This is a genomic window from Streptomyces sp. NBC_00236 (genome assembly GCF_036195045.1).
Lineage (GTDB): Bacteria > Actinomycetota > Actinomycetes > Streptomycetales > Streptomycetaceae > Streptomyces.
Map to the genome: position 1 here is coordinate 4263560 of NZ_CP108100.1, position 24712 is coordinate 4288271.

Below are 24712 nucleotides of genomic sequence, written 5' to 3' on the forward strand. Positions count from 1 at the left end.
TGTCTCACTTCGGATGAGCGGAAGACGTGCAGGCGGTCAGCGCTCGGCCCGCAGCACGGCGCGCTCCGCGCGGCGCACGGCGTCCTCGGCGGCCTTGCGGGCCTGCCGGGCGGCGGGGCGGTCGGAACGGGGAGCGGTGCGCTCGGCGGCCTTCGCGTTGGCCAGGGTCTGGCGGGCATCTGCCTGCACCTGGTGCAGGGCCCGCAGCTCCTGCGCGCCACGCTCCGCGGCCCGCTGGTCGATCTTCTCGATCCGGGCCTCAAGGCGGGGGTCGACGCAGTCGGCCATGGCCTGGCGGAATCCCTTGCGGAACAGCCGGGCACGCTCACGCTTCTCGGCGGGGGTATAGCTCTCCACGGTGTCCTCCCAGGTGTCGGGCCGGGCTGTCCGGTCCTGCACCCGCCCGGAACGACGTCCGGGCGGACACAGGCACGTCAGCCACGGCCACGCCGGGCCCGGGACACCGACTTGGAGGCCGCCTTGCCCTCACCGCCCCCGATCGACTTCACGACGGTGACCACGCCCCACGCCATGACGGCCGCGAGGAACGCGAGCATCGCGAGGTTCGCCGCGATGGCGGTCAGGACACCGACCAGGAGCGGGCCGAAGTAGACGCCAGCCGCGACCGCCCCGGCACCCATGCCGGAACCGAGCGCGAGGCGCTGGACCGTGCGGTCGGGCGGGGCCTGGTGGATGTGCTGGACGATCTGCTGCGGCGCCTGCTGTGCGGGCAGGTTCGCGGCATCGGCGTAGGTGTACGTGCCGTCCGGGAGCTGAATCACGGTGAGTGCCCGGGGTGCGGGCAGGTTGGGGTCCATGCGAGTCCTTCCAGGTCAGGAAGTCAGCGGGGAGTCGTGACAGGGCACGCACATGCCGAGCGAGCGCGGGATGCAGTACCCGGCATCCCGGCGGCAGTTCGGGCAGGTGCGGCGGGCCCGCATGGCCTTGGCCAGCGCGGCGGCACGGCCCGGGGTCATGGGGCGTACCGGGCGGGCGAGGTCGATGCGGTAGAGGTAGGCGACCAGCGGTTCCCGCCGACGCCGGGGGCGGTGGAGTACGGCCGCGACGTCCTGTCCGCCGGGCCGCAACCCCAACGCCCGCAACTGCCGGCGGGTCGCATATCCGTCCGGGGCCAGGCGCCACCGGTATTCGGGCAGCGTGGCCATCACGCGACCGCGTCGACCGGTGCGGCCGAACGCTCGCCGCGCAGGGTGTCGCGCAGGACGCGGGCCTTTGCGGGTGAGGTGTGGACGGCCTTGCGGATGCCCTCGGCCGTCAGTTCCTTGACCGGCCAGTCGGCGGTGGCCGATCGGGCTTCATCGAGCAACTGATCGGCGGTGCGGGCCGGTCGGCTCGATCGGGCAGCGGCCGGTACGCGGCCGGTCGCCCGACGGGGACGAACCGACTCAGCGGCCACCGCCCGGACCGGGATCGACTCGACCGGCTTCACCAGGTCGATGACCACCGGGGCGGGCAGCGCCGGGCGCGGCTCGACCGTCGTGATCGCGACCGGAGTCGACTTTCCCAGGTCAGCCCTAGACCGATTTGTTGATGTATCGACCGATTCAATGGCCAGGGGCTCGATCGGTCGACGTCGCCGCAGCCAACCGGCACCGCGCTGCTGCGTACGGTCTGACGGGTGCTGGGCGTCGGTGAGAGCGGCGAGCGATCGAGCGGCCCGGCGGTGCAGCTTGGGTGTCATGCCGGGCGTGGTGGTGCCTGTCTCGATCTCCCATGCGTGAGCGAACGCGTCCTCGAAGGACAGCTCTCCGAACGGGGCAGCGGATACGAGCCGGTCGGCCAGGATCGCGATGGAGCGGTGCTGCCGGCGCCGTTTGCGGTCGTGGCGGCGACGGGCCTTGTCCTGAGCGTCGCCGGTCTTGGCCGACAAGGTCGTTACCCACTGCCGTACCTCGAACAGAAGCGGGCCCAGCAGCGTGACCGCGGCAAGCCCGATCCCCGCGGTCTGTGCGTCCGAAGGGGACAGGCCGGAGAGGTGGGTGCCGTAGGTGTAGTTGATGGACGCGGCGAACCCTGCCGCGCCGACCACGAGCGACCGCAGGAGCCACCGCACCCAGACAGGCAGCCCGCGTTCGTCGGCGTAGGCAACACCTGCCGCCATCACCCACGCCGCCCCCTCGATCGCCAGAGGCAACGGCAGGAGCATCGGCGAGATACCGGCGAAGTGCAGAACCTGAGCAGGCAGCGAACCGAGGGCCGACGCGGTGACCAGGCCGAGCGTGCCCTTGCGGTACACATTGCCCGCCGTCAGCGACGCCCCACGGGCCGCCCGGCGGGCCGCACGGGCCTGCGCTCGCGCATCCTTCGCCCGCCCCTTCTCCGCGAGCTGCTGCTCACGAAGCCGGGCCGCCCGCTCGTCGGCCACCTTCTCCCGCTCCGCACGACGCTCAGCCGCGGCGGCCTGATCGATACGACGCTGCTCGGCATCGGCCGCCCGGTCCGCGCGACGCTCTTCGCTGTAGGTGCTCATCGGCTACCGCCCCACAGCATGGGCCGGACCCGCACCGAGGCGATCAGCCGGACCGGCGACGCGGGGTCGCCGGGGATGTCGCTGTCCTCGATCCAGGACCACTCGTCACCCGGCACGCTCTCGTAGCCGAGACCGTTCAAGGCGCGCTCGCGCTCCGCGATGGTCGGGACCGTGGCCGTGCGGGGCCAGATGTACTCGGGCCACGCATGCGGGGTGTTCATCAGCGGGACGTACAGGTGCCACGTGCCGCCGCTGTTCGACATCTGCGCGGGGAGCGTCATCACGACCGCTCACCGCCCCGCCGGGCGCGGCCGTAGCGCACCCAACCGGTGACCTGGACGAGCACGCCGCCCGTGGCCAGCCACCGCAAGGACGGCTCATCCAGCAGGGACGCCAGAACCGCCCCGGCCAGCGCCAGCGCGATGCCGACGAACACGACGACCAGGGCGCCCCGCTCGGAGGTAAGGGTCACGCTCATGCCGCACCGCCCGTCAGGGTCGACGTGGTGCGGTTGGTGAGGTTCCGCCGCGCCGCCATGACCCGGTTGCGGGCCCGGCGCACGCGCCGAACGTCCAGCTCGTTCGCCGGCCGGTCGATGGTCATGATCTGCGCGTCCAGCAACTCGACCTCCGCCCGGATGAGCGGCATCTCCAGCTCAATCGCGTCCAGCTCGGCGGCCGACGGCTCGAAGTCGAGCGAGGCGGCCGTAACAGTGGCCTGAAGTGCAGCGATGGTCTTCATGGGTCGTGGTCTCCCTAGCAGGTGCGACGGCCCAAACAGCGGCCCCGGTGTGTCAGCACCGGGGCCGCGCGCCGTCCGTGGGTGAAGCGGGAAAAGGTGTTCCGGCTCCCCTCAGCCCCGCCCGTACAGCACCGCGCTAGACGGTCTGGACGGGCGGGGGAGGCAACCGGCCGCGCGAGCGGCAGATCAGGCGACGCGATGACGCGAGGGGCTTACCGCTCAGGCCGGTCCAGCACGGGCGGCGCCCACGTACTTCGCTGACTCATGGGGTTCCTCTCTTGTGTTCGGATCAGGGCAATCACTGCAAGGGGGATCACGTCCCCACTCGCCGGCCGTTGCTCGCGGTCACCGGGCCACCTCGCCAGTCGGGCCGAAGCCCTGTCCCCTGGCCTTTAGCGGGATTGCAGCGTCCCCGCCCTCAGCTCAAGAGCGGCCGCATCCGGCCCCTCCTGTTGTGCCGCCCACCGGCCCGAAGCCAGCGGGAATAACGCCCAAGCGAGCACACTTGAAGGAGCTGCACCGCTTGCTCAACTTGTTGGTACAAGCTGATGCAGTGATGGTGCACCAACGGACTGTGAAGCGTCAAGCGATCGGGGCCCACATGTACCAACAAGTTGAGCGAGTGCGTCATGATGGGGCTATGAGCAAGCAGCCGAAGTACCGGCAAGTCGCGGATGCTCTGCGCCGCGAAATCGACAACGGGACGTATCCACCCGGGTCGCGGCTCCCCTCGGAGAGTGAGTTGTCCGCGCGCTTCGACGCGTCTCGGAACACCGTGCGGTCAGGGCTTGGCCTGCTGGTTACGCAGGGGCTTGTCACGTCCAGCCAGGGCCTCGGATACGAGGTGGCAAAGCATGAGGTGTTCGAGCTGAACGCCTCCCGGTTCGAGAACCTGAGCTTTCCGCAGAACGGCGACGCTTACAGCACGGACGTCACGGCCGCAGGGCGCCGTCCGCATCAGACGTTCAGGGTCGAGATCCTGCCCGCGCCGGCCGATGTGGCGGACCGGCTCAAGGTCGGCCCTGAATCCCGTACGGTCCTGCGGTTCTGCCATCGGTACGTCGATGACGTGCCGTGGTCGACTCAGGCCACCTACTACCCGGCGTGGCTAGTCGATGAGGCTCCCCGCCTTGCTGAGCCCGGCGACATCGAAGAGGGCACCACCCGATACCTGGCCGCTCATGGCACCGAGCAGATCGGATACTTCGACGAGATCTCGACCCGCATGCCGACCCCGGATGAGGCGCGGTTGCTGGAGATCGGGGCAGGGGTGCCTGTTCTGTTGTGGATGCGTACGGGGTACTCGGCGGAGCGGCCCATTCGCTGCACCGTCACGACGTTCCGGGGTGACCTGAACCGGATGAACTACGAGATCGGCGACCAGGCCGCGCGAAACGAGAACGAGCCCCAGTGAAGATCAGCAACGCGTGCCCGGACGACGTGACCAAGTTGTTGGCCTTCCGCGAGGAGGCGGCGGCTTGGCTCACGCGTCTCGGTACTGACCAGTGGCAGCGCCCCTATCCGGCTGACCGACTGCTGGCCACGATCCAGGCGGGTTCCGTCTTCATGGTCATGGATGGCGATGTGACGGCAGCAACCGTCACACTCTCGGCGGACGTCGAAGATGGTTTGTGGACCGAAGAGGAATTGAGCGAGCCATCGATTTTCGTCACCAAGCTGACCGTGGCCCGGACTCATGCCGCGCAGAATCTCGGTGGTCGGCTTCTCGACTGGGCGGGCGACCGCGCGTATCGCGACGGTGCGCAGTGGCTGCGTTTGGATGCGTGGACGACGAATGCGGCCCTACAGCAGTACTACCTCAGGCGGGGGTTCGAGCACGTGCGCACAGTCCGCGTCGGCGGCGCGGTTAATGGGGGGCCGCGCGTCTCGGGTTGGCTCGCGCAGCGGCGAGCCGTGCCGATGGAACATGGCTTCGAGGATCTCACCACCTGACGTATAACCGGCATGCGAGAGGTGTGGGCACGTGGAGGGCCCTGTCCATCGATGCTCGGGAGGTTCGCTCAGCGGGCGGTCGCGGCGCGGGCTCGCGAGACGCGACATGTAGCGCCAGGGCAACATTGCTAGCAATTCGCGCCGCAATTGCATTGCATCCTTGTATTGCAACCGGATTACGTCATCCCAATTACCTCTTCGACGGTGTGATTCCAGAAGGGGTAATTCAGAAGGGGTAATTCAGAAGTGATTCCAGGACGTGATTCGAAAGTGCTACCCACATTTCTATGGCACGTGCCATAGAAATGTGGGTAGTTCTGTCTGAGGTGCTTAGGTAGCGCTTGACACTCGCCCTTGGCGTCCGAAAGGATGCGGCAGTGGCGGTACTTATCTGGCGCCCAGAAAACGGGGCGGCCACTCGCGCGCCGGAAAACAAGCGAGTGGCCGTGACCCCGATCGATCCCGATTGGAGCACTACCCAGTATGAAAGAAGAGAGGCCGCGTGGCCAGGGTTTCGCGTGGCCCGGATGGGCGACAATCTTATGCTGCGCGGCTGCCCCACTGGCGGGCGTAGCGTTGGTGGTCAGCGGCCATGCATCAGTACCCGAGGCCTCGGACTACGCTGCGCCCTTCCTGGTCCTGTACGAACTAAGGGCGCGACCCCCACTCGGTGGCCAGTCGGCGTTGCCGTCTGACATCAACACGTGACATCAACGTCGGCGTACACGGGGATACATCGGCGTACATGAGTCGCGTGGTCAACGGGTCACCACGGCAGTGGCAGACCGAATGATCCGTGGGTGCACCCGCCTACGGATCAGAAGGTTGCAGGTTCGAATCCTGCCGAGTGCACACAAACCGAAGGCCCCCTGGACATCGTCCAGGGGGCCTTCGGCGTCAGCGGGTGACGTCGGGCGTCGGTCCGCTCGGTGTCGGAGGCCGGCCGGTCCCCGGCGGCACCGGTGTCCGCCCCGGGGGCCCGCCGACCAGGCCGGGGATCAGCACCGCCGCCACCGCCAGGTGCATGAGGGCGAGGGAGGCCCTGGTGCCGCCGTTCATGGTGTCGCCGATGAACGGCAGGAAGGAGACGACCAGTACGGCTCCGGCCACCCAGATCCAGATGGTCCGGGCGCGCCCGGCCGTGAACCGCTCCAGGGCGGCCAGCAGTCCCCAGCCGGCGAGCGACGCGAACAGTGCGACGACCGCCACGGGCGCGGCGCCGATGTCGAGCGTCTGGTCGCCGTCGGCCATCCGCAGCCGGTGTCCCAGCAGTGGGTCCGTGACCAGCCACACCAGAACGGGGGCCAGGACGGTCAGAGCCGTGACTCCCAGGCGCCTCCGCCCCGGGCTCACTTGGTGGTCCCCGAGAGGGCCCCGTGCAGAAAGACCTCCACCAGTTCCTGCGGGGTCAGGTCGGGTTCGTCGTCCGTACGCGGCTGGACGAAGAGCAGTCCGAAGAAGAGAGCCGCGATCTGTTCCGGCGGCCGCCGCAGGGTGGCCCTTTCGGGCTCCAGCAGATCTGCGAGCGCCGCACGGATGCGGGTCGTCGACTCGTCGCGGCCCGCGCCGCGGACCGTGCCGGGGTGCTTGCCGCCGCGATGGCCCAGCGAGCCGGCGATCGCGCCCATCCTGGCCATGTGCGCCTGCAGCGCCTCGGCCGCCTCCGCGAGCCGGTCGGGCAGCGGCTGGGACACGTCGATCGCGTCGAGTTCACGGACCGCGTGGTCGGGGGAGAGTGCCTCGGCCACGCAGGCCTGCATCAGTTCGTCCTTGTCGGCGAAGACCCGGAAGATCGTGCCCTCCCCGATCCCCGCGGCGCGGGCGATCTTCGCGGTCGTCACCGCGGCGCCGTACTCGGCGATCAGCGGGATCGCCGTCCGGATGATCATTTCGCGGCGCTGTTCCGGAGACATGGCGGGGGCGCGACGGCGGGTGGTCCGGCTTTCCTTGGGTGCTGTCATGATGCCAAGGTACGGAGTGAGTCCTCACTCCGTCAATGAGTGAGGACTCACTCCGCTCAGGTCGTGGCCGATGCGCCGGAGGTGGCGGCCGCACCGTCAGCGGTGTGGGGCCGGAGCGGCCGACGGTCCGTCGTACGGCGTTCACGGGCCGGCCCGCCCATAGGGCGCCCAAGCGCGCTCGGCCGCCGACGCGCCTCCCTCACGGGTTGAGAGCGATGTGGGTGCACGCACTCGCCCCGGAGGCGGTCCCGACCGCATGCGGTACACCCACTTCACTCTCAACTCGCCGCCATCGCTCCACCCGTTGCGGCGGGCATTGCGGCGGGCGTGCCGTGGCGGTGCCGTTCCAAATGTGTCCGCAGAGTGTCATGACTCCGTCACTACTGCGGCGTGGGTGCCATCCAGACCCCACCATGTGCCTACTCGCATCACGCCAGGGGGGACCATGCGCATCCGTACCACCACTGCGGCCTTCGCCGCCGTACTTGCCTTCGCCGCCGTTGGCTGCGACAGCGACAGCACCGGTGACAGTGGCAGCAAGGCCGAGACCGCCACGAGCAGCGCGGCCGAGGCTTCGAGCAGCGCGGACGGCAGTGGCGCCGCTGCGGACGGCAGCGCCGCAACCAAGGACACCGGCCTTCCGCCCGAGCCCACCGGCGCCGAGCGGGACGCCGTCCTTGCGGCCGTCATGGACGTCAACAGCAGGCTCACCCAGGACGAGGACAAGGCCATCGACGCGGCTCGCAACCAGTGCGCGGCCCTCGACGGCGGCGCCGCGAACACGGACCACAGTGCCGCGCAGCGGTTCTCCTACGACGGCATCACGCTGACCGATGACGACGGCAGCCACATCAACATCGGGCTGCGCAAGACGCTCTGTCCCGCGTCCTGAGGGTGGCACGCACGGGGCCCTCAGGAAGAGCCCTGAGGGTCTTGCGCGTAGCCCGCGAAGTACCCCTGTTCAGCCCAGTTGCTCGGCCAGCCCGACGATGATGCCCTCCGGCCCGCGGACGTAGCAGAGCAGATAGCTGTCCTCGAACCGGGCGATCTCGCCGAGGAGTTCGGCGCCGTGAGGACGCAGGCGGGCGACCGTGTCTTCGAGGTCGTCGACGGCGAACATGACGCGGTGCGTACCGAGGATGTTGTGCGGCCGGTTGCGTGGCCCTTCGCTGGTCGCCTTGGGGGTCCGGTACTTCGCCAGCTCGAGCCGGCTGTGACCGTCCGGGGTCCGGACCATCGCGATGTCGCAGCTGACGCCGTCGAGTCCGGTGCACTGGTCGGCGACGAGGCCCTCGACCGTCGCCTTGCCCTCCAGTTCCATACCGAGCTCCACGAAGTACGCGACGGCGGCGTCCAGGTCCTCGACGACGATGCCGACGTTGTCCATCCGCTGAATCGCCATGCTGGCTTCTCCTTCTTGTTCCCTGTACGGCCTCTGGTGGCCGCTGACGGCCCCTGCTGCTCCTGGGACGGAGCCGGTGACACGTTCTCGACATCCCCGGATCGCCGGTCTTCGAAGAATCCGGGGCGCTCATGAGGCGAGATTCGTCCGGATGGACGCGTACGCCGGTTCCGGGGGGCAGGATGGCCGCTTCGTAGGCCCGCCGACCATGCGTCGTGGCGTCCACGGCGGGAGCGTTGTCAGTCCCCCTCCATAGGCTCACGGCATGTCTGACGCCTTCACCGTCCTGTGGACCCATGACACGTGCCGTGGGCTGCGCAAGGCAGGCCGCACTGGCGAGCGGCCGCCGGTCGCCTTCAGCGGCGTTCACTCGTCCTTGCCGGCGTGGTCGGGTGCCCGCGCCGACGACGAGGTGTACGCGCTGCACGTCAACCGGCGCGAGGTCTTCGTGGTGAGCCGGATGCGCGTGATCGACGTGGAGCGACGCGACTGCTGCGGCACGGCTCCCGCGGCCTGGGAGGGCCCTGCGTATCCCGGTCACGGAGACTGGTCGATGCTCGGCGCCGAGGGCTGCGGAGCCGAGGCGGTGCATGTGGACGCGACGCCCGTACGCTTCGACGTGCCCATACCCGGTGAACTACTCGGGCGGCTCACCTGGCGCAACCGCCGAGGCCGGACTCGTACGTTGAAGTACGTGGTGGATGGCCGTCTCGAGAACTCGATCAGCCTTCAGGGCTTCTACCGTCTGACCGACGAGGCCGCCGCAGAGTTGGCGGCTGTCGTCGGCAGTGCCGCTCTCCACACCGGTAGTTGAGTGGTACGCCTTCGATCACGTGGCGGAGGAGAGTTGCTCGCGCACCCACGAAGGACCGGGGTTGGTGTGCGGCCGACCAGCCACGACGACGGTCGGCACGGTCTCGTTGCCGTCATTCGCCGCCCGCACCGCTGCCGCTCCATCCGGGTCCTGCCAGATGTTGACCCAGTGCAACTGGCGGGCGCGACGGCCGAGCCGGATGCGCAGCCGAAGGCAGTACTTGCAGCCCGGACGCCAGTAGACGATCGGCCGGCCGTCGACCGCGCTACGGCGTCGTGCCTCCCGCGCGCCGACCGATCTCGGGAAGACCAGGGACGAGTGCATGCCCGCGAGCAGCAGGAACATCAGCAGGAGTGCTGCGGCTTCGCCGGGGCTCCCGCTGAGGACCATCCCGGTCGCGACGAGTGAGCCGCAGAGTGCGAACAGCGTCGGCAGGATCCAGGTGCGCTTCATGAGGGCGCAGGCTATCGGCGAGTCGAGCTACTCCTCGGACCACCCCGCTCGCTCGAACATTCTCGTTGGCGCCGGTCCAACAAGGGACTGCACAGGACCGGTTGTACGGGCAGTGGTCTCATGGCTTCATGCGACGTGAGAACTGCGCGACCCGGAACCACATAGAGGTGTGGCACGGGCGTGTGCTGCCGAACGCTCCCGAACGGGTCTCGTTCCGGACGGTGTTGCGTGGCTCTATGCTGCCGCTCCTGGTCTGGGCCGGCGTCGCGTGCTGTGTGTACTTCGTGTACGGCCCCACCGGTGCCGTCGCCCTCGGTGGGCTCCTCACGTTGTCGTTCACTGTGGGCTTCGGGCTCCGCCGCAGAGCAGAGCACTCGGTCCGATGCAGCGTCTACGGCGCCGTGGGCGGCGTGCTTGCGAAGTCCATGGCCGGGTTCTGAGGCGTTGCGGGAGCGGGCGGGCGGGTCCGTGGCGGAGGGCAGTACGCCGCGTGCACGGTGATCGTGCCGCCCGGCCCGGACGCTCCGTGGATCGTTACGCGTTCCTCGTCCCCGGCCGGGATCGGCCTGTCGCAGCGGTCGCACGTCATCGGCAACGCCTGTTCCTTCGGGCAGGAGTGGCAGCTGCGCGGAAACCAGCGGACCTCCGATCCGTGCGCCTCGGTCAGCTGCGGGCCGAGGTCGCGAACCGCAACCGCCCCGGTGTGCAGGGCCGTACCGCAGTAGACGCAGTGCACGCCTCGCTGCTGCTGGGCGGAGAGCGTCACGACTGGTGGCAGCGTGACGAGCCGCCTGTCAGGTTCGGGGGCCGGGGTGGAAGGATGGCGCATGGTCGGTCTCCTGGTGATCTCAGGGTTCTGACTGGCCCCGGCCATATGGAGGTGCGAACTCCGGTCCGGAGCCTTTCTGTTGCTGGTGGCGTCGCCACTTGACGGCAAATTTATGGGAGTCCCATAATGCAAGTCAAGCGGCACGCCCGATCCGAAGGAACGGGATGGCCGAGACAGAAAGTGAAGGGCCGGTCGAGAGGGAGGAGGTGCAGCGTGTTTTCGATGGCCTGGACGCCGTCGAGGCGATGGAGGACTCGCTAGAGAAGGCGCAGATCATCAGCCGCCTGCTCAGAGATCAGACCGAGCGCACCAAGCGGCTGAAGGAGCACCGCCGGAGGATCGTGCTGCACCTGCGGTCGCAGAAGGTGACGTACCGCGAGATCGCCGAAAACCTGGGGGTCTCGATCGGAACCGTGCAGGACATCGAGCGGGGCTACTCCGGGTCCGGGAAGAACCGCCCCAAGAAGAACACCGAGACCTCGGCCGAATAGCAGAACGGCCGAGCGGTGTAGAGACCGCCCGGCCGTTATGACCAGCGGGTGATCACCCCGCCGATCCGAAATCCACCCTGAAGAGAAGGATTCGTCCTCGATCCTAGGTCCGGTGCCCGCGTGGTGACCACTCCCGCGCCCTGAGTCGTCCGGAAACAGATCCCTGCCGCGGCCCCGGCGGCCGCCCCCGACCCCCACGGACAGTGATGCGCCCTCCCACCGGCGCGGCTTCGTGCTGCGCTTCTCCGTCATGCCCGGATACGGCATGGCTTCCCGTCCCCCGCCCCCTTCAGGAGCTCGACGCGACGGCATCCCGGCGCGCCCGACCACGTGCGTGGCTGCGGGCCGTCGCATGGCTCGTCGAGGCGGGGCTGCACCCGCGGGCAGGGGCGACGACGCTCGCTGTCGCGCGGGATCTGGCCGGGCGGATGGACTACCGGCTCGGCTTCGTCCTGTACGACCTGGAGGGCACGGCTGCCCGGTGCGGGGTCTCCGTGGCGACGGTGAAACGGCACGTCCGGGTGTTACGGGAGTTGGGCGCGCTGGTGTGGCGGCGGCACGGGACGAAGCGCAACCTGCGCCTGCCCGGCCGCCGTTACGCAGGTACGGCGACGGTCTACGCCGCGACGATTCCGGCCGTGTACGACGCGGCGATGGGCCACCGCCTGGAGGGCTCCGGCTACGGGGCGCGGGTGTGCGGGGTGACGGGCAAGGGCCGGGAGCGTGCGGTCGAGGCTGCGCAGTCGAGGTCCCGGCCTGTGGATAACCCGCCTGCGGATCACCGCAGTTCAGCCGGGCGTGCGCCCCATTCTTCCGGGCGCCACCACGACGTACGCCAAGTTCAAGTGGAGGGGAAGAGGAACTACACCTCGCGCAGGTCCCCGCTCCAGGTCGCCCGGGACATCGCCGTCGCCCGGCAGGTGCGCCCGCTCGTCGGCTGGACCCAGCGTGAAGGGCTGCGCCGTCTCGCGTACGCGCTGCGTCCGCTCATCGACCGGGGCCTCGACGCCCTCGCCATCGCGGCCGAGCTCTGCGGCCTGGCTGCGGGATGGCGGCCGGTCCGACCGGCCGCCTGGATCACCGCCGTTCTGTCGCGCGAGGGGGAGCCCAGGGGGCATGGGCGTACGGACCCGTCCGAGGCGTTCCGTCGCTCCGTGACCGATGCGCGGGAGGCGTGGTCCGTGGTGGGTGCCGACAGCCCGGCGTACGGCGTCGGAGGGCTGACCCGTGGGGAGGTCGTCCAGTTGCGCTCGGCCGCCGCGAACGACCCGGGCCTGGTGATCGCCGCCCTGGAGAACCTCGGCGAGCGGGACACCCGTCGGCTGTACACCAACCGGCTCGTGGACGAGGTGCTGCTGTACGAGTTCACCGGAGTGCGCCGTGGGCGTACCGGAATTGGGCGCCACCCCACCCTCATGTGATCGGTGCGGAAGGCGAGATGATCCGCACACCACGACGACCCGCACACCACCACGACCCGCACACCACCACGACCCGCACACCGCAACGACATGGATGAGGAAGAACCCATGAAGAGACCGACCCCGCACAGCGCTACGGCTCTGTACGCGACAGCCGCGACCAGTGCCGTCATAGGAGCCCTGCTGTGGCTGCGCAGCCGGAACAGTTCGGCGGACAGTTTGTTCCTGTACGGATCCTCGAGTTCCGAGGTCCACAGCCCGTCGGCCTGGCGGGTGTGGTCGTCGGCGGTGACCGAGGAGCGCCTTGGCATGTATCTCCTCGGGGCCGCGCTGGTACTGGCTCTGGCGGCGCGCTTGGTGGCCACCTGGCGCGAATGAACGGCCTGCTCGGAGGGCCCCTTCCGGGCACAGAAGCGCTGAGCCGCTGTGCCCGGAACAGGACAGGGACAACGCCGCGTTCAGGCCTCGGCGTTCGCGGCGGCGACCTGGGGCTGCCGCTCGGCCCGGACCACCGGCCGGCGGCGGGCCGGAACGCCGAGGGTCGGGTGGGCGACGCCCCAGGCCGCGCCCTTGCAGACCAGTTCCTTGTAGACGGCGGCGAAGCGGCCGGTCAGGGCCGCACTCACAGCGCGGTCGTCGGCGGTGACGTACTGGATGAGGCCTTCCTTGCGGCCCAGCGAGATGCACTGGTTGAAGTAGCGGAGCGGGGTCTTCGGCAGCTTCGTGCCCGTCAGGCGGGCCGCGATGGCGTCGGCGGCCTGCCATGCGGTGGGGACGCCCGAGGCGCACGACATCCGCAGGGGCTTGTCGCCGGGGCCGGCCACCAGCGCCGCGTCGCCGATGGCGTACACGTCCGGGTGCGAGAGCGAGCGCATGGTGGCGTCGACCACGATCTGGCCGGTGTCGGAGATGTCCAGGGTGGTGGCCTCCGCGATCGGGTGGACGGCGAAGCCGGCGGTCCAGACGGTGACGGCGGCGGGGATGGAGGTGCCGTCCGCCGTTGTCACGTACCCGGCCGCCACTTCGGTCACGGCTGTGTGCTCGTGCACCGTGATGCCGAGCTTGCCGAAGACCTTCCGCAGGTGCCCACGGCCCTTGGCGGAGAGGTTGTCGCCGAGGCCGCCGCGGACGGCGAGGGCGATGTCCAGGTCCGGGCGGGCCTCGGCGAACTCGGTCGCGGCCTCCACGCCGGTCAGTCCACCGCCGATGACGACGACCTGCTGTCCGGCGTCCAGGCCGGCGAGGCGTTCGCGCAGCCGGAGTGCGCCGGGGCGGCCAGCGATCTCATGGGCGTGCTCGGCGGTGCCGGGGACGCCCTGGCTGTTCCAGCCGCTGCCGAGGGCGTACACGAGGGTGTCGTACGGCAGTTCCTCGGCGCCGTCCGCGTCCGCGTCCGTCTTCACGTCCACGACCGTGACGCGCTTGCGGTCGGCGTCGACCGCGGTCACCTTCGCGTACTTCAGTGCGACGCCGGTGCCCGCGAACATTTCGCTGAACGGCCTCGGCGCCAGTTCCTGGCCGACCGCCAGCTGGTGCATCCGGACGCGCTCGACGAAGTCGGGCTCGGCGTTGACGAGGGTGATGGCGACGTCTTCGCTGCGCAGCCGCTTGGCGAGGCGGCCGGCGGCGATGGCTCCCGAGTATCCGGCGCCGAGGACGATGATGCGGTGCTGCTGCTGCATTTCCCTGCTCCTGTCTCGCGCGGTTTCGCCCCTTGAACCGGGCAGCCCGCAGTTTCCTGACAGGGAGAGGGTGTGATCCACGTCACACAGCGATCAGAAGGCGCTGAACAGGGGTTCTCCGTGGTCGGAGGCCGCCCAACGCCTGGTCGCGCGTTCGAGCTTGTCGGGGTTGACCTGGCTGCGGAACGCAGCGATGCCCTCCGTGGTGATCTCCGGGCAGATGACGCCGATGATCCGGCCGTCGACGACCGCCAGGAGCGCGGAGGAGCCGTTGGCGTGCGTGGCGTACACGTCGACCCGGCCGCCTGCGAGGGCGCGCTGGGCCTTGCCGGGCTTGAACAGCCCGCGCATGAACTTCGCGACCGCGAGGGCGCCCTCGAACGCCTTGGCGCGGGCCGGGACCTTGCCGCCGCCGTCGCCGATTGCGACGGCGTCCTCGGTGAGCAGTCGCACGAGTGGCTCGGTGCGGCCGCTGGTGGCGGCCGCGAGGAACTCCTCGACAATCCGCCGGGCGGTCGCCTCGTCGATCTCGGTGCGGGTCCTGCCGTCCGCGACGTGCTTCTTGGCGCGGTGGAAGATCTGCTGGGCGGCGGCCTCGGTGAGGTCGAGGATCTCCGCGATCTCACGGTGCGCGTAGCCGAAGGCCTCCCGCAGCACGTACACCGCCCGCTCGTTGGGGGACAGCCGTTCCATGAGGGTGAGGACCGCGTACGAGACGGAGTCGCGCTGTTCCACGGTGTCGGCGGGCCCGAGCATCGGGTCTCCGGCGAGCAGCGGTTCGGGGAGCCACTGGCCCACGTACATCTCGCGCCGGGCACGGGCCGAGGTGAGCTGGTTGAGGCACAGGTTGGTGAGGACCTTCGTCAGCCAGGCCTCGGGGACCTCGATCCGGTCCACGTCCGTGGCCTGCCAGCGCAGGAACGTGTCCTGCACGGCGTCCTCGGCCTCGCTCGCGGAGCCGAGAAGGCGGTAGGCGATGGCCTCCAGGCGCGGCCGGGAGGCCTCGAACCGCTCCACGTCCTGCACGGTCAGTGGCATGGCCCGGATCCTAACGCGCAGGGGGCCCGCCCGGCCGAAGTGGTGCGGTCCGCCGGGTGTTTCACGCTGCCGCGGCCGGTGCGATGTTCTGGTTGGCGCGGAAGAAGTTGTCCGGGTCGTACGTGTGCTTGGCCGCGGCCAGGCGGTCGTACGTGCCGCGGTACGTGGACCGGACGCGGTCCGGCTCCTCGGACTCGCCGAGGAAGTTGACGTACGCGCCGCCCATCGAGTGCGGGTGCAGCTCGGTCCAGTAGTCGACGCACCACTGGCGGATCAGGCCGGCGTTGGCGGGGTCGGGGTCGATGCCCGCGATGACGCCGGACCACGTGGCGTCCCGGTAGGCCCACGGGGTCGCGTCGGGGGCGACGCGGTGGGCGGCTCCGTCCACCGGGTACAGGTGCATCGTCGACAGGCCCGTGGGGAGGTTGCGGCCGTACTTGGCGTGCACCTCGATCGCCGCGTCGGAGATGGCGTCGAAGAAGTCACCGCGCCAGTACCACTGGAGTCCCTTCGGGATCAGACCGTCGAACATGGTCTGGAGGGCGGGGTAGGGCATGGGGCTGGTGAAGTGGAAGGCCGGGGGCGCCGGGTCGTTGACCGCCGAGAGCGTCTCGTCCATGCGGCCGGACGCCGGGTCGCCCGTGTGGCACCAGACGACGCCGCACATCTTCTGCCCGTGGATCTCCTCCGGGAACGGAGGCGCGGGCGGGACGGCCAGGAGGGCGAAGAAGCCGTACAGGTCGTCCGGAGCGGCGGGCAGGAAGTCGCGGTACCAGCGCAGCACCTCGGCCGTCCGGTCGACCGGCCACACGGTCACCCCGACGCCGACCGTGTCCACCGGATGCAGCCGGTACGTGAACGACGTGACCACGCCGAAGTTGCCACCGCCGCCCCGCAGCGCCCAGAACAGGTCCGGGTGCTCGGTCTCCGTCGCGGTGACGAAGGTGCCGTCGGCCAGGACGACATCCGCGGCGGTCAGGCTGTCGATGGTGAGGCCGTAGGCACGGGTCAGATAGCCGTGCCCGCCGCCCAGCGTGAGGCCGCCCACGCCCGTCGTCGACATGATCCCGGCCGGTACGCCGAGGCCGAAGGTGTGTGTGGCGTGGTCCAGATCGCCCAGTTGACCGCCCCCGCCCACCTGCGCCGTCCGCGCCTCGGGGTCGACGCGTACCCCGCGCATGGGGGACAGGTCGAGGGTCAGTCCGTCCTCGACCAGGCACAGCCCCGGCCCGCTGTGGCCGCCGCCGCGTACGGCCAGGTCGAGGCCCTGGTCCTGGGCGAAGGCGAGGGTGGCCCGTACGTCCGCGACGTCCACGCACCGGGCGAGGGCCGCGGGGCGGCGGTCGATCATGGCGTTGTAGAGGCTGCGGCTCTCGTCGTAGTCCTTGTCCCCGGGCGCGAGGACCGTCCCCCGCAAGCTCGTGCGCAGGCTGTCGAGTGCAGTGCCGTCGATGCTGGTCATGGTCGAACACCTCTGAGGACCTAAGGCTCTGGAATCGAATCCACCACCTTCCAGTGTGACGCAGATCACACTGGTGGGCCATGTGTGGGAGCATTGCGGGTTCGTCCGTCCGCATCCGCGTCCAGGAGTCCGGGAGTTCGCCCATGGGATGGCAGTGCACCGGCCTCCGCTGGCCCGACGCGCAGGGCGGGCCCGTCCTCGGGTGGTGCAGGGGCCGGCAGACGCGGGGCAGCGTGCTGGCGTACGGGACGGAGCTGGGGTTCCGGGCCGCGGGGGTGCGGACCTGTGTCGGTGCGCGGGGCAACGCCTGCCCGACGGCGGCCCCGGTTCCGGAACGCAGTACCGGCGCGCGGTGCGCGGAGTGCGGGCGGCTGGACCGGGCGCATTCGGTGGCGGCCGACACGATCCCCGATGATCCGCGGACGTACCGCGTGTACCTGGCCTGGTTCGGGGCCGGGATGGTCAAGGTCGGGATCACCGCCGAGGAGCGGGGCGCGGCCCGGCTGCGGGAGCAGGGGGCGGTGGTCTTCAGCTGGCTGGGACGGGGTCCGCTGATGGCGGCTCGGCGGGCCGAGGAAGTGCTGCGGGCCGCGCTCGGGGTGCCGGACCGGATCCCGTACGCGCGCAAGCGGGCGGTGCGGGCGGACCTTCCGGACCCTGCCGCACGGGCCGCCGAGGTGGCGGAGCTGTACGGGCGGGCGGCGGCGCTCGACGGGCGCGGCTGGCCCGAGGCGCTGGAGCGGCTGCCGTTCGAGGCGGTCGATCACGCGGGGATCTTCGCGCTCGACGAGGGGCAGGGCGGGGTGGTGCGGTCGGTGACCGGACTGGTGGACGGGGGCGTGGTCGCCGGGCGGCTGATCGCGGCGGCCGGGCCGGATCTGCGGCTGGACGCGGGAGGGGACGGGGTCGTCGTCGTGGACACCCGGCTGATGACCGGCTGGGCGCTGGCGGCGGCCGGTGAAGGGGCCGGGGTTAGTGTGCCGACCGTGGTGGTCGGGGGCGGCGCGTTGCAGACCGGGCTGTTCTGAGACCGACGGGAGCGATCGAACGAGGGGAGCGCTGTATGTGTGTCGAGCGCGAGGAACACGTCGGGCGCGATGAACGTGACGGGCGCGAGGACGTGGTGCGGTTCCGGGAGCGGCTCGGGCTGCCCGGTCTCATGGACGTCCATACGCACTTCATGCCGGAACGGGTGCTGCGCAAGGTCTGGGCGTACTTCGACGCGGTCGGGCCGCTGACCGGGATGGACTGGCCGATCGCCTATCGCCACGACGAGGACGAGCGGCTCGCGCTGCTGCGTTCGTTCGGCGTGCTCCGGTTCACCTCGATGATCTACCCGCACAAGGCGGGCATGGCAGCCTGGCTGAACGGCTGGGCGGCCGACTTCGCCGCCCGGGTGCCCGACTGTCTGCACACCGCGACCTTCTTCCCCGAGGAGGGCGTCGAGAAGTACGTGGCGGAGGCCGTCGAGGCGAGGGCGCGGGTCTTCAAGTCGCACATCCAGGTCGGCTCGTACGACCCGAACGATCCGCTGCTGGAGCCGGTCTGGGGGCTGCTCGCCGAGGCCGGGATCCCCGTCGTCATGCACTGCGGGTCCGGGCCGGCGCCCGGCACGCACACCGGGCCGGAACCGATCGGTCGGCTGCTCGCCCGGCACCCCCGGCTGCCGCTGGTCGTGGCGCACATGGGCATGCCGGAGTACACGGAGTTCCTGACGCTCGCGGAGACGTACCCGGAGGTGCGGCTCGACACGACGATGGCGTTCACCGACTTCGTGGAGGACTTCACCCCGTTCCCGGTGGCGGAGCGCGGGCGCCTCGCGGCGCTCGGGGACCGGATCCTGCTGGGGACGGACTTCCCGAACATTCCGTACCCGTACGCCCACCAGCTGCACGCCCTGGAGCGGCTCGGGCTCGGGGACGACTGGCTGCGTGCGGTCTGTCACGACAACGCGAAGGTGCTGTTCGACTGCTGAGGAGCGCTCGCCCGGGCGCCCGCACGCTTTCTCAGGGAATTCACAGAATCGGGAAAGAACTCTCTCAGGGGCGCCTCACAAGGTGGGGACATGACGACGACGACCTCGCCCCAGGGGCGTACCGAACTGCTCAGGCCGGACCGGACCCCCGTCCGGGTGCTGGTCGTGGACGACGAGGCTCCGCTGGCCGAGCTGCTCTCCATGGCGCTTCGCTACGAGGGCTGGGAGGTCCGCAGCGCGGGCGACGGTGCCGGCGCCCTGCGTACGGCCCGGGAGTTCCGGCCCGACGCGGTGATCCTCGACGTGATGCTCCCCGACACGGACGGGCTCGCCGTCCTCGGCCGGCTGCGCCGGGAGCTGTCCGAGGTGCCCGTGCTGTTCCTGACCGCGCGGGACTCCGTGGAGGACCGGATCGCCGGGCTCACGGCCGGCGGGGACGACTACGTCACCAAGCCGTTCAGCCTGGAGGAGGTCGTCGCCCGGCTGCGCGGCCTGATCCGGCGGTCCGGCACGGCGGCGGTACGCAGCGAGTCGACGCTCGTCGTCGGTGACCTGACACTGGACGAGGACAGCCACGAGGTCAGCCGGGGCGGCACGAACATCCACCTCACCGCGACCGAGTTCGAGCTGCTGCGCTTCCTGATGCGCAATCCGCGTCGGGTGCTGAGCAAGGCGCAGATCCTGGACCGGGTCTGGAACTACGACTTCGGCGGGCAGGCCAACGTCGTCGAGCTCTACATCTCGTACCTGCGCAAGAAGATCGACGCCGGACGGATGCCGATGATCCATACCCGGCGTGGTGCCGGGTATCTCATCAAGCCCGGTGAGTAGCCGCCTGAAGCGGCTGGGCAAGGGGCCGTGGACGCTGCGGACCCGGCTCGCCGTGTCCTCGGTGATGCTGATCGCGGTCGTCGCGGCCGTGATCGGCACGGTCACCGCCATCGCGTTCCACACCTACATGTACGGCAAGCTGGACGGCCAGTTGCGCGACATCAGCATCCGGGCCGCCCGCATGCCGGGCACGCCCGAGCCCGGAGGGCCCGAGGACAAGGGGCCGCTCGGCTTCATCGGCATGGGCGGCGGCCAGCCCCTCAAGACGTTCGGCGCGCTCACCGCGGACGGAGAGGTCACCGACTCGGCGGTCGCCACAGGCGGCGGCTTCGACGCCTCGGAGAACACCGAACCGCTGACCGGCGCGCAGACGGCCGCGCTGGAGGCGGCCCGCATCCCCGCGAACGGCAAGGCGCACGACGTCGAACTGCCCGGACTGGGCGGCTACCGGGTGCAGGCCGCGGCCCCCGCGAGGGACGGCACGACCGTCCTGGTCGGCATCCCGACCTCGGAGGTGAGCGGCGCCCTCAACACCCTGATCCTCGTCGAGGTCTGTGTCACCGGGGCCGGACTGATCGCCGCCGGGATCGCCGGTGCCGCCATGGTCGGGGTCGCCCTGCGGCCGCTGCGCCGGGTGGCCGCCACCGCGACGCGCGTCGCCGAACTCCCGCTGCACAGCGGCGAGGTCACCCTCTTCGAAAGGGTCCCGGACGCCGAGGCGGACCCACGCACCGAGGTCGGTCAGGTCGGTGCGGCCCTCAACCGGATGCTGGAACACGTCGGTTCGGCCCTGGACGCGCGGCAGAAGAGCGAGATGCGGGTACGCCAGTTCGTCGCCGACGCCAGCCACGAGCTCCGCACGCCCCTCGCCTCGATCCGCGGGTACGCCGAACTCACCCGGCGCGGCCGGGAGAACACCGGCCCCGACACCCGTCACGCACTCGGACGGATCGAGTCCGAGGCGCAGCGCATGACGGGCATGGTGGAGGATCTGCTGCTGCTCGCCCGGCTGGACGCGGGCCGCCCGCTCAGTGACGAGAGCACCGATCTCTCTCCGCTCGTCATAGACGCGGTCAGCGACGCGCGGGTCGCGGGCAGACCCGCCTCGCCGGAGGGGCCGGGGCCCACGCACCACTGGCGGCTGGACCTTCCCGAGGTTCCGGCGACCGTACGGGCCGACCCGACCCGGATCCAGCAGGTCCTGGTCAACCTGCTGGCCAACGCCCGTACGCACACCCCGCCCGGGACCACGGTCACGACCCGGGTGCTCGCGGCGGCCGGGAACCCGTGGGTGACCGTGGAGGTCCGGGACAACGGGCCCGGCATCCCTCCGGAGCTGCTGCCGCACGTCTTCGAGCGGTTCGCGCGCGGGGACGCCTCGCGGTCCCGGCACGCCGGTTCGACGGGGCTCGGGCTCGCCATCGTGCAGGCCGTCGTCGTCGCGCACGGCGGCGTCGTCGAGGTGCGGTCGGTGCCGGGGGACACGGTGTTCGCCGTCCATCTGCCGGCGGACGCCGCCTCCCCCTGGCCGGCCGAACCCCACTCACAGCAGGACCACAGGCGCACCACACGGGTGTGACAGCGCGGTTGGCGAGTGTCGACGTCATGCGAACCGACACTCCTTGGAGCACCTTGCCGGCCCGGGACCACCTCCTGGCCGGCGCGGGCGATACGGCCGGTGCCCCCGTACTCGATGTGGTGGTCCCCGTCTACAACGAGGAGAAGGACCTGGAGCCGTGCGTGCTGCGGCTGCACGACCATCTGGCACGTACCTTCCCCTATGCCTTCCGGATCACCGTCGCGGACAACGCGAGCACCGACCGGACGCCCGAGGTGGCGCAGCGGCTGGCCCGCACACTGCCGGGGGTGCGCGCGTACCGGCTGGAGCAGAAGGGCCGGGGGCGGGCGCTGCGTACCGTCTGGTCGCACTCGGACGCCCCGGTCCTCGCCTACATGGACGTGGACCTGTCCACCGACCTCAACGCGCTGCTCCCGCTGGTCGCGCCGTTGATCTCCGGTCATTCGGACCTGGCCATCGGCTCGCGTCTCGCGCGCAGTTCGCGGGTGGTGCGGGGGACGAAGCGGGAGTTCATCTCGCGGGCCTACAACATCATCCTGAGGTCCTCGCTGGCCGCCCGGTTCAGCGACGCCCAGTGCGGGTTCAAGGCGATCCGGCGCGAGGTCGCGCAGCGGCTGCTGCCGATGGTCGAGGACACCGGCTGGTTCTTCGACACCGAGCTGCTGGTGCTGGCCGAGCGGGCGGGGCTGCGCATCCACGAGGTGCCGGTCGACTGGGTCGACGACCCGGACTCGACGGTCCACATCGTGCGGACCGCCACCGAGGACCTGAAAGGCGTGTGGCGGGTGGGGCGTGCGCTGGCCGTCGGCGCGCTGCCGCTTGACCGGCTGGCGCGGCCCTTCGGTGACGACCCGCGCGACCGCGGGATCGGCGGGGTGCCGCGCGGACTGGCCCGGCAGCTGGTCGGGTTCTGCGCGGTGGGCGCCCTCTCGACGCTCGTCTACCTGCTCCTGTACTCGCTCTTCCGGCAGGGCGTCGGACCGCAGATCGCCAACGGCGGCGCGCTGCTCGTGTCCGCCGTCGCCAACACCGCGGCGAACCGGAGGCTCACCTTCGGCGTACGCGGCCGGGGCGGAGCCGTCCGCCACCAGGCGCAGGGCCTGGTGGTCTTCGCCATCGGCCTGGTGCTGACCAGCGGTTCGCTCGCCGCGCTGGGCGCCGCCTCCGGCTCGCCCTCGCACGGCACGGAACTCGCCGTGCTGATCGCGGCCAACCTCGCGGCGACGGTGCTGCGGTTCCTGCTCTTCCGCGCCTGGGTCTTCCCGGACCGCGACCGGAGCGGTGACGCGTCCCGCCCGGTGGCCGCCCCGGCGTCCCGTCCGGTCGCGGTTCCGGCCGACTGCCCGGTGGCCGCGCAGGCATCCCGCCCTGCCGTGGTCCCGGCCGACGACACCCACCACGAACTGAGGAACGTCCGATGACCACGCTCGACCACCTCCCGGCGCCGCCCCAGGGCGCGGCGGGCCCCGCACGCCCCGGCCCCGCACTGCCGCACCGCGTGTGGCGCGGCCGGCCCGAGGACCCCCGCTGGGCGCGCCCGGCCTTCCTGGCCGTGCTGCTGGTCATCACGCTGGCCTACCTGTGGAACCTCAGCTCCTCCGGCTACGCCAACTCCTTCTACTCCGCTGCCGTGCAGGCCGGCAGCCGGAGCTGGAAGGCCTTCTTCTTCGGTTCGCTGGACTCGGCCAACGCCATCACCGTCGACAAGCCCCCGGCCACGCTCTGGCCGATGGCGCTGTCGGTGCGGATCTTCGGACTGCACTCCTGGGCGATCCTGGCCCCGCAGGTGCTGATGGCCGCGGCGACGGCCGGGGTGCTCTACGCCTCCGTACGCCGCCGGTTCAGCGCCGCGGCCGGGCTGATCACCATGGTGGTGTTCGCGCTCACGCCCGTCGCCGCGCTGATGTTCCGGTTCAACAACCCGGACGCGCTGCTCGCGCTGCTGATGACCGTCACCGTCTACTGCGTGCTGCGCGCGATGGAGAACGGCCGCACCACGTGGCTGGTGTGGGCGGGCGTCGCGGTCGGTCTGGCGTTCCTGTCCAAGACCCTCCAGGCGTTCCTGATCCTGCCGCCGCTGGCGGTGCTGTACGCGGTGTTCGCGCCGGTATCCGTACGCAGGAGGTTCGGCCAGCTCGGCCTCTCGGCCCTGGCGATGACCGTCGCGGGCGGCTGGTGGGTGGCCGTCGTGGAACTGTGGCCCGCCTCCTCGCGCCCGTACATCGGTGGCTCGCAGAACAACTCGTTCCTGGAGCTGACCTTCGGCTACAACGGGCTCGGCCGGATCAACGGCGAGGAGACCGGCAGCGTCGGCGGTGGCGGGGGCGGCGCCGGTGGCGGCGGTCAGTGGGGCGAGACCGGCATCGGCCGGATGTTCAACTCCGAGATCGGCGGCCAGATCTCCTGGCTGCTGCCCGCCGCGCTGATCCTGCTGGTCGCGGGTGTCTGGCTGACCTGGCGGGCGAAGAGGACGGACACGGCGCGGGCGGCGTTCCTCGCCTGGGGCAGCTCGCTGCTGATGACCGCGGCCGTGTTCAGCTTCATGGCCGGCATCTTCCACCAGTACTACACGGTGGCCCTGGCCCCCTACCTCGCGGCGCTGATCGGCATGGGCGCCACGGTCCTGTGGGAGGAGCGGTCCCGCTGGTGGGCGGGCGCCGCGCTCGCGGTCACCGTGGGCGTGACGGCGTACTGGTCGTACGTGCTGCTGGGGCGCACCCCGGACTACCAGTCGTGGCTGCGGCCGACGGTGCTCGTCGCCGGGATCATCGGCGCGCTGGGCCTGCTGCTCGTGTCCCGGCTGGGGCGCCGACTGGCCCTCGCCGCCGTGGGGCTGGGCTTCGTCGCCTCACTGGCCGGGCCCACCGCGTACACCGTGAGCACGCTGAGCACCGGGCACCAAGGCTCCATCGTCACAGCGGGCCCGTCCTCCGGCGGAATGGGCGGCGGCCCCGGCGGTGGCGGCGGTGGCCGTGGTCCCGGCGGCGGTGACGGTGGCGGAATGCAGCCGCCCGGGCAGGGCACCCAGCAGGGCAACCAGCAGGGGGGTGGGATGGGTCAGCCTCCGACCGGCGGGGGCGGGCAGCCTCCGGCCGGCAGCCGGCAGGGCCCGGGCGGCCCCGGCACCGCGCAGAACGGACAGCAGCCCGGCGCCATGCCCGGCACGGGCGAAGGCACCCGGGGCGGAGGCGGTGGCGGCATGGGCGGACTGCTCAACGGCGCGACCGTCGACACCGCGGCGAAGAAGCTCCTGGCGGCGAACGCGGACGACTTCACCTGGGCCGCGGCGGCCATCGGCTCGCAGAACGCCGCCAGTTACCAGCTCGCCACCGGCGACCCGGTGATGGCGATCGGAGGCTTCAACGGAAGCGACCCGTCCCCGACGCTCTCGCAGTTCAAGAAGTACGTCGAGGACGGCCGGATCCACTATTTCGTCTCCAGTGGCACGGGCGGCGGTGGCGGCATGGGCGGCAGCAGTGGCACCTCGTCGCAGATCTCCACCTGGGTCGAGAAGAGCTTCAAGAAGGTGACCGCCGGCAGCGCGACCTTCTACGACCTGACCCGGCCGACGAGCAGCTGAGGCCGCAGG

28 protein-coding genes are annotated in these 24712 nt (G+C 70.8%); 13 read left to right on the forward strand and 15 right to left on the reverse strand.

Features of this window, described 5'->3' with window-relative positions; translation table 11 throughout:
* Positions 1-36: 36 nt before the first annotated feature.
* The 7 genes from OG446_RS19180 to OG446_RS19210 form a co-directional block, all read right to left on the reverse strand.
* Positions 37-357, reverse strand: coding sequence for a hypothetical protein (locus OG446_RS19180; RefSeq protein WP_328895202.1), 321 nt, complete (start codon positions 355-357; stop codon positions 37-39).
* Between the two features lie 77 nt (positions 358-434).
* A complete protein-coding gene (locus OG446_RS19185) occupies positions 435-818 on the reverse strand; it encodes a DUF6251 family protein (RefSeq protein WP_328895203.1) in 384 nt (127 codons plus the stop codon).
* Positions 819-833: 15 nt separating this feature from the next.
* On the reverse strand, positions 834-1166 hold the full coding sequence (locus OG446_RS19190) for an RRQRL motif-containing zinc-binding protein (RefSeq protein ID WP_328895204.1): 333 nt from the start codon (positions 1164-1166) through the stop codon (positions 834-836).
* Positions 1166-2491, reverse strand: a complete 1326-nt coding sequence (locus OG446_RS19195; protein WP_328895205.1) for a hypothetical protein — start codon at positions 2489-2491, stop codon at positions 1166-1168. The genes OG446_RS19190 and OG446_RS19195 overlap by 1 nt, the downstream gene beginning before the upstream one ends.
* Positions 2488-2772 (reverse strand): DUF6303 family protein, encoded by a 285-nt coding sequence (locus OG446_RS19200; RefSeq protein WP_328895206.1) that lies wholly within the window; start codon positions 2770-2772, stop codon positions 2488-2490. Before OG446_RS19200 ends, OG446_RS19195 begins: the two co-directional genes overlap by 4 nt.
* The gene (locus OG446_RS19205; protein ID WP_328895207.1) at positions 2772-2969 is read right to left on the reverse strand and encodes a hypothetical protein; all 198 of its coding nucleotides are present in this window, start codon (positions 2967-2969) and stop codon (positions 2772-2774) included. The genes OG446_RS19200 and OG446_RS19205 overlap by 1 nt, the downstream gene beginning before the upstream one ends.
* Positions 2966-3232 carry a DUF6284 family protein gene (locus tag OG446_RS19210; RefSeq protein WP_328895208.1) on the reverse strand — a complete coding sequence of 89 codons (267 nt, stop codon included), beginning with the start codon at positions 3230-3232 and terminating at the stop codon, positions 2966-2968. The genes OG446_RS19205 and OG446_RS19210 overlap by 4 nt, the downstream gene beginning before the upstream one ends.
* A 640-nt stretch (positions 3233-3872) precedes the next feature.
* On the opposite strand from OG446_RS19210, the gene OG446_RS19215 reads away from it, so the two are divergent.
* Together OG446_RS19215 and OG446_RS19220 are read left to right on the forward strand one after the other, a co-directional pair.
* Positions 3873-4646: a GntR family transcriptional regulator gene (locus OG446_RS19215; protein WP_328895209.1), complete on the forward strand. Its 774-nt coding sequence runs from the start codon at positions 3873-3875 to the stop codon at positions 4644-4646.
* Positions 4643-5185 carry a GNAT family N-acetyltransferase gene (locus OG446_RS19220; RefSeq protein ID WP_328895210.1) on the forward strand — a complete coding sequence of 181 codons (543 nt, stop codon included), beginning with the start codon at positions 4643-4645 and terminating at the stop codon, positions 5183-5185. The genes OG446_RS19215 and OG446_RS19220 overlap by 4 nt, the downstream gene beginning before the upstream one ends.
* 897 nt (positions 5186-6082) lie before the next feature.
* On the opposite strand, the gene OG446_RS19225 is transcribed toward OG446_RS19220, so the two are convergent.
* On the reverse strand, positions 6083-6538 hold the full coding sequence (locus OG446_RS19225) for a DUF6069 family protein (protein WP_328895211.1): 456 nt from the start codon (positions 6536-6538) through the stop codon (positions 6083-6085).
* The gene (locus OG446_RS19230) at positions 6535-7146 is read right to left on the reverse strand and encodes a TetR/AcrR family transcriptional regulator (protein ID WP_328895212.1); all 612 of its coding nucleotides are present in this window, start codon (positions 7144-7146) and stop codon (positions 6535-6537) included. The genes OG446_RS19225 and OG446_RS19230 overlap by 4 nt, the downstream gene beginning before the upstream one ends.
* Before the next feature lie 445 nt (positions 7147-7591).
* Between OG446_RS19230 and OG446_RS19235 the strand changes: the two genes are divergently transcribed.
* Complete coding sequence (locus OG446_RS19235; protein ID WP_328895213.1) at positions 7592-8038, forward strand: hypothetical protein; 447 nt, start codon at positions 7592-7594, stop codon at positions 8036-8038.
* Between the two features lie 69 nt (positions 8039-8107).
* Here the strand turns inward: OG446_RS19235 and OG446_RS19240 are convergent, their stop codons facing one another.
* Positions 8108-8548: a VOC family protein gene (locus tag OG446_RS19240; RefSeq protein ID WP_328895214.1), complete on the reverse strand. Its 441-nt coding sequence runs from the start codon at positions 8546-8548 to the stop codon at positions 8108-8110.
* 265 nt (positions 8549-8813) lie between these two features.
* Between OG446_RS19240 and OG446_RS19245 the strand changes: the two genes are divergently transcribed.
* Entirely contained in the window at positions 8814-9362 is a 549-nt protein-coding gene (locus OG446_RS19245; RefSeq protein WP_328895215.1) for a hypothetical protein, read from the forward strand.
* A gap of 15 nt (positions 9363-9377) precedes the next feature.
* Here OG446_RS19245 and OG446_RS19250 read toward each other — a convergent pair whose 3' ends face one another.
* Together OG446_RS19250 and OG446_RS19255 are read right to left on the reverse strand one after the other, a co-directional pair.
* Positions 9378-9815 carry a glutaredoxin domain-containing protein gene (locus tag OG446_RS19250; RefSeq protein ID WP_328895216.1) on the reverse strand — a complete coding sequence of 146 codons (438 nt, stop codon included), beginning with the start codon at positions 9813-9815 and terminating at the stop codon, positions 9378-9380.
* 391 nt (positions 9816-10206) lie between these two features.
* Positions 10207-10644, reverse strand: a complete 438-nt coding sequence (locus OG446_RS19255; RefSeq protein WP_328895217.1) for a hypothetical protein — start codon at positions 10642-10644, stop codon at positions 10207-10209.
* 164 nt (positions 10645-10808) lie between these two features.
* Here OG446_RS19255 and OG446_RS19260 point away from each other — a divergent pair, with 164 nt between their 5' ends.
* The 3 genes from OG446_RS19260 (at position 10809) to OG446_RS19270 (ending at position 12934) form a co-directional block, all read left to right on the forward strand.
* On the forward strand, positions 10809-11135 hold the full coding sequence (locus OG446_RS19260) for a helix-turn-helix domain-containing protein (RefSeq protein WP_328895218.1): 327 nt from the start codon (positions 10809-10811) through the stop codon (positions 11133-11135).
* 428 nt (positions 11136-11563) lie between these two features.
* Complete coding sequence (locus tag OG446_RS19265) at positions 11564-12556, forward strand: cell wall protein (protein WP_328895219.1); 993 nt, start codon at positions 11564-11566, stop codon at positions 12554-12556.
* 108 nt (positions 12557-12664) lie between these two features.
* Entirely contained in the window at positions 12665-12934 is a 270-nt protein-coding gene (locus tag OG446_RS19270; RefSeq protein ID WP_328895220.1) for a hypothetical protein, read from the forward strand.
* A gap of 80 nt (positions 12935-13014) precedes the next feature.
* Here OG446_RS19270 and OG446_RS19275 read toward each other — a convergent pair whose 3' ends face one another.
* From OG446_RS19275 to OG446_RS19285, 3 genes are all read right to left on the reverse strand, one after another.
* The gene (locus OG446_RS19275) at positions 13015-14238 is read right to left on the reverse strand and encodes an NAD(P)/FAD-dependent oxidoreductase (RefSeq protein WP_328895221.1); all 1224 of its coding nucleotides are present in this window, start codon (positions 14236-14238) and stop codon (positions 13015-13017) included.
* A 93-nt stretch (positions 14239-14331) separates the two neighbouring features.
* The gene (locus tag OG446_RS19280; protein ID WP_328895222.1) at positions 14332-15276 is read right to left on the reverse strand and encodes an RNA polymerase sigma-70 factor; all 945 of its coding nucleotides are present in this window, start codon (positions 15274-15276) and stop codon (positions 14332-14334) included.
* Positions 15277-15337: 61 nt separating this feature from the next.
* Positions 15338-16738 (reverse strand): FAD-binding oxidoreductase, encoded by a 1401-nt coding sequence (locus tag OG446_RS19285; protein ID WP_328895223.1) that lies wholly within the window; start codon positions 16736-16738, stop codon positions 15338-15340.
* A 143-nt stretch (positions 16739-16881) separates the two neighbouring features.
* Here OG446_RS19285 and OG446_RS19290 point away from each other — a divergent pair, with 143 nt between their 5' ends.
* The 6 genes from OG446_RS19290 to OG446_RS19315 all read left to right on the forward strand — a co-directional run bounded on the left by OG446_RS19290 (position 16882) and on the right by OG446_RS19315 (position 24703).
* A complete protein-coding gene (locus OG446_RS19290; RefSeq protein ID WP_328895224.1) occupies positions 16882-17766 on the forward strand; it encodes a DUF2797 domain-containing protein in 885 nt (294 codons plus the stop codon).
* Positions 17767-17801: 35 nt separating this feature from the next.
* Positions 17802-18713, forward strand: a complete 912-nt coding sequence (locus OG446_RS19295) for an amidohydrolase family protein (protein WP_328895225.1) — start codon at positions 17802-17804, stop codon at positions 18711-18713.
* Between the two features lie 90 nt (positions 18714-18803).
* Entirely contained in the window at positions 18804-19544 is a 741-nt protein-coding gene (locus OG446_RS19300; protein WP_328895226.1) for a response regulator transcription factor, read from the forward strand.
* A 64-nt stretch (positions 19545-19608) separates the two neighbouring features.
* Positions 19609-21123, forward strand: coding sequence for a HAMP domain-containing sensor histidine kinase (locus tag OG446_RS19305; protein WP_328898340.1), 1515 nt, complete (start codon positions 19609-19611; stop codon positions 21121-21123).
* A gap of 26 nt (positions 21124-21149) precedes the next feature.
* Positions 21150-22544: a bifunctional glycosyltransferase family 2/GtrA family protein gene (locus OG446_RS19310; protein ID WP_328895227.1), complete on the forward strand. Its 1395-nt coding sequence runs from the start codon at positions 21150-21152 to the stop codon at positions 22542-22544.
* Positions 22541-24703: a glycosyltransferase family 39 protein gene (locus tag OG446_RS19315; RefSeq protein ID WP_328895228.1), complete on the forward strand. Its 2163-nt coding sequence runs from the start codon at positions 22541-22543 to the stop codon at positions 24701-24703. The genes OG446_RS19310 and OG446_RS19315 overlap by 4 nt, the downstream gene beginning before the upstream one ends.
* The last annotated feature ends 9 nt before the right edge of the window (positions 24704-24712 follow it).